The following is an 11,378-nucleotide window of genomic DNA, read 5'->3' as shown; positions in this document are numbered from 1 at the left end:
ATGCCAGCTACCGAAGACGTCCGTACGACAGTGCTGTCGGAACTGACGACCATCGCACCGGAGGTCGAGGCGGACGAGATCGAGGACACGGTGCTACTGCGCGACCAGGTCGACCTCGACTCCATGGATTGGCTGAACTTCCTGCAGCGTATCCACAAGCGGTTCGATGTCGACATCCCGGAGAGCGACTACCAGTCGCTGCGAACGCTCGAGGATGTCGTCCGCTACATCGAGACGCGGAGCACCGCCGCCTCCTAACGGCTGGCCCGACCCCGGTCGGCTTTCCGCCGAGTCAAGTTCCGCGGGCGACGATGACCGGGACCCGAGCCGCCTCGGCCACCACCGAGCTCACCGAGCCGAGCACCATCCCCGCGAAGCCGCCCCGACCGTGACTTCCGACGACGACCAGCTGCGCCCGCTCCGAGAGTTCCAGCAGCTGGTGCGCCGGTCGCTGGAACTCCACCAGCTTGGTCACATTCACGTCCGGATATCGGTCCTGCCAGCCGGCCAGGCGCTCGGACAGCGTCCTGTGAGCGGCCGCTTGCACTTCGGCCCAGTCCATGCTGAACGCCGGCATGTCGGCGTCACTCCAGACATGCAGGGCGACGAGATCGACACCGCGCCAGGAAGCCTCGTCGAAGGCGATCGCAGTTGCCGACTCCGACGACCGTGACCCGTCGATGCCGAGCAGCACCGGCAGCCGGCTCGAGGGGGAAGCGTCGTCGTGAATGACGGCAACTGGGCAGTGCGCGTGACGAATCAATCCCGAACTGACCGATCCCAGCAGTGCACGACGCAGCGCGGTCCGGCCTCGGCAACCGACGACCACCAACTCTGCCTCCTCGGACAGCTTGACGAGCGTAGGCACGGGCCAGCCCAAGAACATCTCGCCGGTGATCACCAGCCGCTTCCCGTCGTCAATGCTTTTCTCCGCTATGCCGACAGCGTCGGCGAGGATGGCCCGCGCCTCGTCCTCCTGTTGCTCGATGACTTGCTCCGGGACCTGCCCGGCGGGCCACGCGACCAGAGCCGCCGCCGCCGCGGACACGGCGTTGACGTGAACCAAGGTGAGCGGAACGTTGCGCATGCTCGCCTCACGGGCGGCCCATCGGATGGCCGCCGTTGCCGACTCGGATCCGTCCGCTCCGACCACGACTCCGCGATGTGCAGTGTCCTCAGTCATTGAAATCCCCTCTGCAAGTTGCTGATTCGTCTAGATACGGTCATCTTCGGGCTACGATCACCGGTGTTCGAATCGCTTGCACCACCGCGGCGCTCACCGACCCGAGCAGGGTGCTGGCGATTTTCCCGTAACCCCGGCTGCCGACCACGACGAGTTGTGCGTCGCGGGATCGTTCCACGATCTCGCGCGCGGGCTGGTCGCGCACAACTACACACCGCGCTTCGACCGCCGGGTAACGTTCGCGCCATCGACTGAAGTGCTCGTCGAACTCCTTTTCGACCCTTGGCCGCAGCGTCTCGTCCCAATCCGACCCGGCGAACTCGAACGATCCCGGACTCCACCAGGCATGCAGTGCCACCAGACCGGCACCGCGGCGGCCGGCCTCGTCGAACGCCAGCTCTGCGGCGAGCTCGGAGTCCTTCGATCCATCCATCCCGAGAAGCACGGGTGCGGTGCGATCTTCGACAGCGCCGGACACGTCGGGATCGGGACCGTGGATGACCGCGACCGGACATTTGGAGTGGTGGAGCACGCCCATACAGACCGAGCCCAGCAGCGCCTCGGCGATTCCGCCGGCTCCCTGACTACCGACGACCACCAACTCGGCCTCGCGCGACATCTCCACCAGTGTCGCGACCGGCGCCCTCGAGGACTCCCTGGAGACCATGCTCAACGCATCACCGGCGGTGTCGATGGCCAATCTCTCGGCTCGACGCAAGATTTCACGCGCGTTTCGCTGCTGCCATTCCAAGAGGTCCCGCGGAACCGGCGCAGCGAGCCACGTCCCCACCAAGGACGGCTCGGCATGCACGATCGTGAGCTGAGCACCACGCAGGACGGCATCGTGCGCCGCCCAGCGCAGAGCGGCGTCGGCCGGAGCCGATCCATCGACTCCGACGACTATCTGAGACATGTCAACACCGTGCCACGAGTTTCGCTGTTGCACTTGCCATACCGGACTTGTCAGCGTAAATGAGCATCGTCATCCCCGCTCACGTGCATGGCAGATCATCGTCGGAATCGGCGAATGGTGCAGCAGGTTGAGCCCTGTCGAGCCGAGCAGAGCGCCGGCCAGGACGCCGCGGCCGCGGCTGCCGACGACGACGAGTTGGGCATCGCTCAACTGTCGCAATATCGCATGGCTGGGCTTGCCGCTCTCGACGACGCTTGTCACACCGACGCGCGGGTAAAGCTTCGCCATCGGGGCGATCGCCGCCGAAAGGTACTCACGTTGCTGCTCTTCCACCGCGACCCAGTCGACCATGAACGGCAGTGTGACGTCCCCGGGCGATCGGCGCGTCGACCAGGCGTGCACGGCGACGATATCGACCCCGAACCGGTCGGCGAGTCCGAAGGCGGTGGCGATGGCGGTTCGGGAGCCCTCGTCGCCGTCGACACCGAGAACGATCGGTTGACCGGTCAGGGCCGTGACGTCACCCCGGAATGCCACCACCGGACACGTGGAGCGAGCCGCGACGGCCACGGTCGTCGAGCCGACGAGAATCGCGGCACCCACAGAGACGCGGTCGGACCCGAGCACGATCAGCTTCGCCGTCCGGCTCAGCTCCACGAGCGCTTCGTCGGCCGGCGCGGGGACATTCGTGGTTGTGACGGTCAAGTCGCGATAGTCGGCTCGCAGCGCGTCCTCGGCGGCGCCGAGAATGGCCTCCGGCCCCGATGCTTGCAGCGCTGCCAGGTCTGCGGCTCGTATCGCGGCAACGGCATCGGAGGGATTGTGTCCCGAATACGGTCGGGTATGGACGATGTGCAGCGGAGAGTCCGTCTTCTGCGCGACCGCCGCTGCCCACCGCCCGGCGCGAAGGGCATCGTCTGAGCCGTCGACTCCGACGACGATCGGGCTGCTTTCCTGCGGCATCACGTACCCCTGGATTGTATTGCGTTGCGAAGAACTGTTGTGCTGGGCAAGCGATTCAGCCTAAACAATTCATCCCGCCGATCACCCGTCACAGGGCCGGAAGGTCCGGTGTCGGGGCGCGCCCCCTCATCGGCGGGCGAGGCGTGCAATGGACACGGTGCCGGTGCGCCTACCGCAGACCGTATTGTTAGCGACACCGTGGCCGACCACTAAGAGTAGGACACCGAATGGTGAAGGTCTTCCTCGTCGATGATCATGAAGTAGTTCGACGTGGTCTCATCGACCTCCTCAGCGCCGACCCGGAGTTGGAGGTCGTCGGTGAGGCCGGTTCCGTCGCCCAAGCGCTGGCGCGCATCCCCGCGCTTGCGCCCGATGTCGCGGTCCTCGACGTCCGGCTCCCCGACGGGAACGGCATCGAGTTATGCCGGGACCTTCTCTCCCGCATGCCCGACCTGCGGTGCCTGATGTTGACGTCATTCACCTCTGACGAAGCGATGCTGGACGCGATACTCGCCGGTGCCAGCGGCTATGTCGTCAAGGACATCAAGGGGATGGAACTCGCTCAGGCGATCAAAGAGGTGGGCGCCGGCCGGTCGCTGCTGGACAACCGCGCCGCGGCCGCGTTGATGGCCAAGTTGCGGGGGGCCACTGAGCATCCGGACCCCTTGGCCAACCTCAGCGACCAGGAGCGCGTGTTGCTTGGGCTCCTGGGCGAGGGACTGACGAACAAGCAGATCGCCGCCAGAATGTTTCTGGCCGAAAAGACGGTCAAGAACTACGTCTCGCGGCTGTTGGCCAAGCTTGGTATGGAGCGGCGCACTCAGGCCGCGGTGTTCATCTCCAAGCTGGACTCTCACCGGGATCCCGAGAGCTGACGGCGCGCCCGTCAGGACGGGCGCACCACGAGCACCGGCGTGCGGGCGGACTCGGCGACCGCCGAACTGACCGATCCGAGCAGCATCTGAGCAAAGCCGCCGCGCCCATGGCTGCCCAACACCGTCAACTGCGCCGAGTTCGACTGCTCGAGCAGCAGGTCCTTGGGCCGATCCATATCGACCACGCGCCGGATCACCACCTCGGGATACTGTTCCTGCCACCCGGCGAGGCGCTCGCCGAGCGCTAACTCGGCTTCGCGCCGTAGCGCGGAAACCTCACATCCGGGCAGCTCGTAGACGCGCATGTCACTCCAAGCGTGGACGGCGATGAGCTCGACGCCGCGGCGCGATGCCTCATCGAAGGCGACGGCCGTGGCCGACTCCGATGCCGGCGAACCGTCGATCCCGACGACGACCGGCGCCGTCGAGGCCGGGTCGCTTCCCGGCGGCGCCTCCCCATGGATGATTGCGACCTGCCCCTTGGCGTGGTGAAGGAGTCCCCACGTGATCGATCCGAGCAGGCGGCGCCCGACCGCGCCCAGACCGCGGCAGCCGACCACGATCATGTGCACGTCCTTGGACAGGTCGATCAGGAGCGGCAGCACGCCGGCGGTGAGCAGTTCGGTCCTTATCGCCAAGTCTTCACCGGCGGTGGCTTGTTCAGCGGTTTTCATCGCCGCTTCGAGAAGGTCTTGACCCTTTTGATTCAGCAGATCGATGAGCTCGAGCGGCATCGGCACCTGAGGAAACATCGCCACCGAGGGCGACTCGACGACGTGCAGAATGCTCAGCGGTAACCGGTGCAGCACGGCTTCTCGCGCAGCCCAATCGACGGCGAGGTTCGCCGCCGGAGAGCCGTCGGTTGCCACCAGGATCCCCAGGTGCTTTCTCGCCCTTGACATGTCACCGCTCCTTTTCCAGGACTGGCCAGGTCCGCGTCAAAGCGGCGATCCGTCGAGCCGGGTGACCGCATCGGACAATGTTCGTCGAGGAGTGGGCGGCAGCGGGTCGGCGTTCAGGAGTGCCCAACCGATCCGGATGAGCATCTGGGGGTAGTGCTCGCCGTCGAAGAATTGGGTTCGCACCGCGTCGCGGGTCTCTGCGACTTCCAACGGCTCTGTCATCGGGCAGCTCGCCAGCCCGAGCGTCGTCGCTGTGAGAAGGGTCAGGCTGGACGCCTCGCCGGCACGCAACCGCGACAGATCGGTGTCATCCGCAGTGCCGAGGGCGAGGACCACGGCGTTGTCGACCTCGTGTTCTGAACCCGAGGGCTGCGACAGCGTCGCACCAGCGAAGACGCGTGCCGACACGCTGCCGTCGGATTTCGGTGTACTGCGCGCCGGCACCCCTGACGTTGCTGCGTACCGGCCGCTCCATGTGGCCAGTTCGGCTGTGTAGCCGTGATCGGCCGCGTGGCGTCGAGCCGCCTCGGACACCAGCTTTCGCAACGCCGGGACGTCGTCAACCCGCCGTACCGTCACCTCGGGACTGGTGGCTCGGCTCCTGATCAGTGCGAGATCACGCGGCTCCACCCTCGAGGAGCCGTACCGTCTTCGGTCGGTTCGCCGTCGCGGAATGGCGGCGGCCAAGGCGATTTCGGCTTCCGTCGCGGCATGGCGGTGAAGCTCCAGAGCCGCGAGATGATCCGGATCGTCCGGATTCGGGAACCGATGGGTCTCGGCGCGCCAACCCAGGGCCGCGAACGCGATCTCGCAGTGGTTCAATGTGGCACCACAACTGAGCATGAAGTCTCGGGCGTCGGGATCGGTGTGTGCCAGGTGTAGTTGGCGGTGGGCGTAGAGGTGGACAGTGCGTTCCCCCACCCGCCATCGCCATGGCTGCGTGTTGTGCACCGAGGGCGCCTTCACGGCCAGCATCAGCGCGGACCGCATCGTTTCGACGCCCGGATGTTGTGCGTTCACTGCTCACCACACCCTCACGGTCGAAGATCCTTCATCGTGGTCCATCTGTCACGGGCGCGCAAACGTGCCGTCGAGTGTGCTGACGACCTCGTCGAGGGGCCGGCGTGGCGTCGAGGGCAGCGGATCGGCGCCGACGGGCGGATAACCGACCCGGAACATCATCTGCGGGTGCTCACGGCCGTCGAACACCTCGTCTCTGATCGCTTGACGGGTTTCGTCGATCTCGAGCGGTTCGGAGACTGGGCAGGTCGCCAACCCCAAGAACGTGGCGGTCAACACAAGCAGGCTCGATGCCTCTCCGGCCCGCAGTCGCGCGAGGTCGTCGTCGGTGGCAGAACCCAGCCCCAACAGGACGGCGTACTTGTCGTCGGCAGCGGCGTCCTGCGGTTTCGGCAGGGTACCGCCGAAGAACAGTCGGCTGGGGAGCGGCGCCGTCGGATCCGATTCGGGGATATTGCGCGCGGGCACCCCCGACGTCGCGGCGTGCTTGCCGCTCCACTGGGCAAGTTCGGCCAGGTACGCCTCGTCATGTGCATGTTGCCAAACAGCCTGCGCGACAGTCGTCCTGATATCGATGGACATCTCGACGTGGCGCATCACGATACCCATCCTGGCGAGCCGCGCACCCATCGTCGCAATGTCGGCGTACGACACCGGCCAGGCGTTGAACTGCCGGCGATCGGTCCGGCGCTGCGGGATCGCGGCCGCCAGCGCTATATCGGCGGCGCTGGGCTTCGAGCAGGTCAGTTCCAGCGACGCCAAGTGGCTGCGGTCCGCGGGGTTGGGGAATCGATGAACCTTCGTTCGCCAGCCCAGCGCCGCAAACGCGACGACGGCGTGATGCAGGGACATCCCGCAGCTCACCATCAGATCACGCTGGTCGGCGTCGATGCTCGGCAGATGTCGCGAGAGGTCGGCATACAGATGAATGCTTTCCTCGCCGACCTTCCAGTGCCACGGCTGCGAGTTGTGCACCGACGGAGCCCGGGTGGCCAATGACAACGCCGTCCGGATGGTCTCGGCGTCGGGAAAGTCGTCCGCCGACGTCTCAGTGGTGTCGAATAAATCGGTCACGCAGACAGGATGCGTCCGCCCGAGCCCAACCAGAAAGGGCAAGAAGTCATTTTCGGCAGTTACTCCTGACCCGCCGCCGCTGCCAAGTGGCCGTTGGTCAGCCGGCGATCGAGAGCGCGATGCCGTCGAGGATGTCGTGCTCGCTGACGGTCAGCTCCTCGATACCGGCCCGCCGCCGCAACGCCTCGGCGAGCTCCTCGACGATGATCGCGCCGCCGCCGATGACGTCGACGCGCCCTTCGTGCATCGGCCCGAGGCCCGCGCGTCGGGCCCGCGGCATGGCGATCAGCCCGTCGCACACGCCGCGCAGTTCGCCGAATGGAACCCGCGACAGGTGGATGGCAGCCGAGTCGTACGCGGGCATCTTGTGCGCCAGGGCCGACAGCGTCGTCATGGTGCCAGCCACGCCGATCCAGGTGCGGGCCTTTTCGACCGGCACCACTCGAAACGCTTGTTCGAGCCCGTCACGGACCACCTCTCGCGCGGCGGCGATCTCCGCGGGGGTCGGCGGGTCCGAGTGCAGGCAGCGTTCGGTGAGCCGGACGCAACCGATGTCGGCCGAGTAACTGGCGGTCACGTCGGCGCCATTGCTGCCGCCGAGCACCACCTCGGTGGATCCTCCGCCCAGGTCGACGACTACGAAAGGCGCTGCGGCCGGACTGAGCTCGCCGACGGCACCGCGAAACGACAGCGCGGCCTCCTCGCTGCCGCTGATCACCTCGGCGACCGCACCCGGCACCACGGCGTCGAGCACCTGCGCCGTCATCGCGAAGAACACCTCACGGTTCGCGGCGTCCCTGGTCGCCGACGTCGCGACCATCCGCACCTTCTCCACCCCGTGATGGCGCATCAGGTCGGCATAGTCGACCAGCGCCGCGCTGGTGCGGTCCAGTGCCTCGGGCGCGAATTGCCCTGTGGCGTCGACACCTTGGCCCAGCCGGACGATGCGCATCTCGCGGTGCACGTCGACCAGCCTTTCCTCCACCCGATCGGCGATCAGCAGCCGGATGGAGTTGGTACCGCAATCGACGGCGCCGACCCTACTCATGTCTCCACCTGCCCGGTTCGAGTATCCCCACCATCGCCGGATCGTCGGCCAGCGCCGCCAGCGCCTCGTCGCCGAGCGGGTTGGTACCCGGCCCCTTCGCCAGCGAGTGGGCGATCAACACGTGCAGACACTTGACCCGGTCCGGCATGCCACCGCCGGAGAACGTGGTACCCAGCGGTTCGATGGCGTCGCGTTCGGCGAGGTACGACTCGTGCGCCCTCCGGTAGGCCCGCCTCAACTCCGGGTCGTTGTGCAGGCGCTCGGTCATCTCCCGCATCAGGCCCGAGGATTCCAGCCTGCTGGCGGCCGCCGTCAGCGCCGGATGGGTCAGGTAGTACAACGTCGGAAATGGCGTTCCGTCGGGAAGTTTCGGCGCGGTCTTGACGACGCCCGGCTCGCCGTTGGGGCACCGGTAGGCGATCTCGAGGACGCCGCGCGGCTCACGACCCAGCTGCCGCTCGATGGCGGCGAGGTCTGCGGGCTCAACCACCGGGAGCGGGCGGGGCGGGAAGCGGGGATGGGGGCGCGCCGGGTGCGGCCGGTGGCACCCCCGGTGGCGGGGCGGGTGAAATCCCGTGTGGCTCATCGGCGATCGTGTGCCATAACGCCGTGTACCAGGGCTGGTCACGGTTCACGGCCGTGGGCTCGTCGTCCGGCGTACCGGGCACCACAGCACCGGGCGGCAGTTGCACCTGGTACGGGATCTCACCCGGCATCACGAATCCGAGCCGTTCGCGGGCCTGCGCCGCGATGAACACCGGGTCGGCCAGTTTCACCTTCTGCTGCTCGAGGTCGGCGATCTGGGCCCGCAACTGCTCTTCGGTGGCCTTGAGCTGTTTCATCTCGGTGCGCTGCCCGAAGTAGGTGCGCACGGGCCCGGCAATGGTCAGCGTCAGCACGCACACCACCACCGCGAGGATCGCCGCGCGCCGCGCCGCGGAACCGAACCGCTGCTCGGACTGCTGCTCGGCCGATTCGGCGATGGCGCGCCGGACGACGACGCCGGTGTCCTCGGGTCCAGTCGTCGCCTCGGCCGCGGGCGGCGATTCCGTGCCGCGGGGCTCGCGGCGTGCCGCCATCCGCGGACGGCCCTTCCCGGCGCCACCGGTCTTGCCCGACTTACCTGGTCGGGAGGTCGGTGACCGACGCTTCGGGTCGGGCCGCTTCGCTTCGGGCACGGGCTGCTACCGGACTATTTGGTTTCCACTGCAAACCGCGGGAACGCGAGGTCTCCTGCGTAGCGGGCGGCATCGCCGAGGTTCTCCTCGATGCGCAGCAACTGGTTGTATTTTGCGACGCGTTCGCTGCGCGCGGGCGCGCCCGTCTTGATCTGACCGCTGCCCACCGCGACGGAGAGGTCGGCGATCGTGGTGTCTTCGGTTTCACCGCTGCGATGGCTCATCATCGTGCGATAGCCGCTGTTGTGGGCGAGGGACACCGCGTCGAGCGTCTCGGTCAGCGTGCCGATTTGGTTGACCTTCACCAGAAGCGCGTTGGCGGCGCCCTTTTGAATGCCCTCCTCGAGGCGCTCGGGATTGGTGACGAACAGGTCGTCGCCGACGAGTTGCACACGCTCGCCGATCGCCGAGGTCAGCGCGACCCACCCGGCCCAGTCGTCCTCCGAGAGCGGATCCTCGATCGAGACCAACGGATAGGCGTCGAGCAGTCCGGCGTAGAACTGGCTCATCTGGTCGGCGCTGCGTAGCTCGTTCTCGAACTTGTAACCCTGCCCGTCGGAGTAGAACTCGGTCGCGGCGACATCGAGCGCGAGCGCGACGTCCGAGCCGGCCCTGAACCCCGTCGCCTCGATGGCGGTCAGGATCAGGTCGAGCGCGGCCTTGGTGCCCGCCACGTCGGGCGCGAACCCGCCTTCATCGCCGAGGCCCGTCGCCAGCCCCTGCGCCTTCAGTACCGACTTCAGCGAGTGGTACACCTCGGCGCCCCACCGCAACGCCTCCTTGAACGACGCCGCCCCGATCGGCGCCACCATGAACTCCTGCACGTCTACACCGGTGTCGGCGTGTGCGCCGCCGTTGAGGATGTTCATCATCGGCACCGGCAGGATGTGGGCGTTCGGGCCGCCGAGGTAGCGGAACAGGTCGAGATCGGCCGCGTGAGCCGCGGCCTTGGCCACGGCCAGTGAGGCGCCCAGGATCGCGTTGGCGCCGAGCCGCGACTTGTCGGGGGTGCCGTCGAGGTCGAGCAGTGCCTGGTCGACGAGCCTCTGGTCGTCGGCCTGCAGGCCGATGATCGCCGGGGCGATCTCGTCGAGCACGGCCTCCACGGCCTTCTCGACGCCCTTGCCCCCGTAGCGGGAGCCGCCATCGCGTAGTTCCACCGCCTCGTGTTCACCCGTCGAGGCGCCCGACGGCACGGCGGCGCGAGCGAACGAACCGTCTCCGAGCAATACCTCAACCTCGACCGTCGGGTTTCCGCGGGAGTCGAGGATCTCTCGGGCTCCGACCTGATCGATAGTGGGCACTGGCGTCTCCTTGTTTCCCGGGGTGGTGATAGGCGCGTCAACCGACGAGCCTAAGCCTCGCTGGTCGGCCCACGTGTTCAGAGGGGGTGCCCGTTGGCGTAGGCGGTGGCCCAGTCCCGCACGGTCCGCGCGTAGAAGTCGGAGTGGTTGTAGGCGCGCAACGCGTTCATCCACCCGCGCGGCGTCGCCAGGTCCTTGCCGGTCCAGCACAGATAACCCGCGGCGGACAGCGCGGCGTCGTCGATGTTGTCGACGCTGATGTCACCGTCGTTGTTGGCGTCCACGCCGTAGAGCCGCCACGTCTCTGGAATGAACTGCATCGGCCCCATCGCACGGGCGAACGGGGACTCCCCCTCGTGGCTGATCGCCTCGCCATCGAGAATCTCCAGGTTGCCGGCGGTGCCGTCGAGCCACACGCCCCGAATGGGTGGCTTCACGTCGCCGTTCGCCTCGATCGCCGCGCCGCGGTACGTGCCGTGATGGCTCTCCACCTGTCCGATGCCCGCCAACGTCGTCCACGCCAACTTGCAGTCGGGGTTCTCCACCTCCGCCACCCGGGCCGCGTAGGCGTACGCCTCGAGAGCAGCGACGGGTATGCCGAGAGCAGGCGCGCGCTCGGCGGCCCAGTCGCGGAGTTGATCGGCCGGGCGGCCTTTGGCGTAGGTGTCGATCTTGGGCACCGGGTCCCCCGGTGGCGGTGGCACGCCCTCAGGGATGGGTGTGCCCAGCTGCCACGAGCAGCTAGAAGCCAAGAGCAGCGCCGTCGCACCCAGAACGGCGACAGCACGCAGCCAACGCACCGGCGACACCAAACTCCCTCAACCAACCTCGGTCGTTGCCCATGGTCCCACGCGTTCGGGAGATGGCGGCTCAGCGGTGCAAGCGATTCGGGTGCGCAAAATGACCGTTTCAGAAGTT

At 67.3% G+C, this 11,378-nt stretch carries 13 protein-coding genes; 2 read left to right on the top strand and 11 right to left on the bottom strand.

What is annotated here, in order from left to right; genetic code table 11:
* Window positions 1-258, top strand: coding sequence for an acyl carrier protein (locus QGN32_RS17100; RefSeq protein ID WP_326545501.1), 258 nt, complete (start codon window positions 1-3; stop codon window positions 256-258).
* Between the two features lie 34 nt (window positions 259-292).
* Here the strand turns inward: QGN32_RS17100 and QGN32_RS17095 are convergent, their stop codons facing one another.
* The 3 genes from QGN32_RS17095 to QGN32_RS17085 form a co-directional block, all read right to left on the bottom strand.
* Window positions 293-1,183 (bottom strand): universal stress protein, encoded by an 891-nt coding sequence (locus tag QGN32_RS17095; RefSeq protein WP_326545500.1) that lies wholly within the window; start codon window positions 1,181-1,183, stop codon window positions 293-295.
* A gap of 40 nt (window positions 1,184-1,223) precedes the next feature.
* Window positions 1,224-2,096 carry a universal stress protein gene (locus QGN32_RS17090; RefSeq protein ID WP_326545499.1) on the bottom strand — a complete coding sequence of 291 codons (873 nt, stop codon included), beginning with the start codon at window positions 2,094-2,096 and terminating at the stop codon, window positions 1,224-1,226.
* 69 nt (window positions 2,097-2,165) lie between these two features.
* A complete protein-coding gene (locus QGN32_RS17085; RefSeq protein ID WP_326549120.1) occupies window positions 2,166-3,059 on the bottom strand; it encodes a universal stress protein in 894 nt (297 codons plus the stop codon).
* 227 nt (window positions 3,060-3,286) lie between these two features.
* Between QGN32_RS17085 and dosR the strand changes: the two genes are divergently transcribed.
* Window positions 3,287-3,934 (top strand): hypoxia response regulator transcription factor DosR/DevR, encoded by a 648-nt coding sequence (gene dosR, locus QGN32_RS17080; protein WP_326545498.1) that lies wholly within the window; start codon window positions 3,287-3,289, stop codon window positions 3,932-3,934.
* Window positions 3,935-3,945: 11 nt separating this feature from the next.
* On the opposite strand, the gene QGN32_RS17075 is transcribed toward dosR, so the two are convergent.
* The 8 genes from QGN32_RS17075 to QGN32_RS17040 all read right to left on the bottom strand — a co-directional run bounded on the left by QGN32_RS17075 (window position 3,946) and on the right by QGN32_RS17040 (window position 11,269).
* Window positions 3,946-4,836, bottom strand: a complete 891-nt coding sequence (locus QGN32_RS17075; protein WP_326545497.1) for a universal stress protein — start codon at window positions 4,834-4,836, stop codon at window positions 3,946-3,948.
* A gap of 36 nt (window positions 4,837-4,872) precedes the next feature.
* Complete coding sequence (locus QGN32_RS17070; RefSeq protein ID WP_326545496.1) at window positions 4,873-5,856, bottom strand: Acg family FMN-binding oxidoreductase; 984 nt, start codon at window positions 5,854-5,856, stop codon at window positions 4,873-4,875.
* 48 nt (window positions 5,857-5,904) lie between these two features.
* A complete protein-coding gene (locus QGN32_RS17065) occupies window positions 5,905-6,930 on the bottom strand; it encodes an Acg family FMN-binding oxidoreductase (protein WP_326545495.1) in 1,026 nt (341 codons plus the stop codon).
* 97 nt (window positions 6,931-7,027) lie between these two features.
* Window positions 7,028-7,978 carry a Ppx/GppA phosphatase family protein gene (locus QGN32_RS17060; RefSeq protein WP_326545494.1) on the bottom strand — a complete coding sequence of 317 codons (951 nt, stop codon included), beginning with the start codon at window positions 7,976-7,978 and terminating at the stop codon, window positions 7,028-7,030.
* Entirely contained in the window at window positions 7,971-8,468 is a 498-nt protein-coding gene (locus QGN32_RS17055) for a DUF501 domain-containing protein (protein ID WP_326545493.1), read from the bottom strand. Before QGN32_RS17055 ends, QGN32_RS17060 begins: the two co-directional genes overlap by 8 nt.
* The gene (locus QGN32_RS17050) at window positions 8,461-9,156 is read right to left on the bottom strand and encodes an FtsB family cell division protein (RefSeq protein ID WP_326545492.1); all 696 of its coding nucleotides are present in this window, start codon (window positions 9,154-9,156) and stop codon (window positions 8,461-8,463) included. Before QGN32_RS17050 ends, QGN32_RS17055 begins: the two co-directional genes overlap by 8 nt.
* Window positions 9,157-9,170: 14 nt before the next feature.
* Window positions 9,171-10,460: a phosphopyruvate hydratase gene (gene eno / locus QGN32_RS17045; RefSeq protein ID WP_326545491.1), complete on the bottom strand. Its 1,290-nt coding sequence runs from the start codon at window positions 10,458-10,460 to the stop codon at window positions 9,171-9,173.
* 77 nt (window positions 10,461-10,537) lie between these two features.
* Window positions 10,538-11,269, bottom strand: coding sequence for a lytic transglycosylase domain-containing protein (locus QGN32_RS17040; RefSeq protein WP_326545490.1), 732 nt, complete (start codon window positions 11,267-11,269; stop codon window positions 10,538-10,540).
* Window positions 11,270-11,378 lie beyond the last annotated feature (109 nt).

Source organism: Mycolicibacterium sp. ND9-15, assembly GCF_035918395.1.
In the GTDB taxonomy this organism is placed as follows: Bacteria; Actinomycetota; Actinomycetes; order Mycobacteriales; family Mycobacteriaceae; genus Mycobacterium.
This window is presented reverse-complemented; position numbering and strand designations above follow the sequence as displayed.

Bases quoted from the DNA above. Each gene is read 5' to 3' on its own strand.
- dosR (WP_326545498.1), top strand. From the start codon at position 3,287: ATGGTGAAGGTCTTCCTCGTCGATGATCATGAAGTAGTTCGACGTGGT.
- QGN32_RS17090 (WP_326545499.1), bottom strand. From the start codon at position 2,096: ATGTCTCAGATAGTCGTCGGAGTCGATGGATCGGCTCCGGCCGACGCC.
- QGN32_RS17060 (WP_326545494.1), bottom strand. From the start codon at position 7,978: ATGAGTAGGGTCGGCGCCGTCGATTGCGGTACCAACTCCATCCGGCTG.
- QGN32_RS17095 (WP_326545500.1), bottom strand. From the start codon at position 1,183: ATGACTGAGGACACTGCACATCGCGGAGTCGTGGTCGGAGCGGACGGA.
- QGN32_RS17075 (WP_326545497.1), bottom strand. From the start codon at position 4,836: ATGTCAAGGGCGAGAAAGCACCTGGGGATCCTGGTGGCAACCGACGGC.
- QGN32_RS17100 (WP_326545501.1), top strand. From the start codon at position 1: ATGCCAGCTACCGAAGACGTCCGTACGACAGTGCTGTCGGAACTGACG.
- QGN32_RS17085 (WP_326549120.1), bottom strand. From the start codon at position 3,059: ATGCCGCAGGAAAGCAGCCCGATCGTCGTCGGAGTCGACGGCTCAGAC.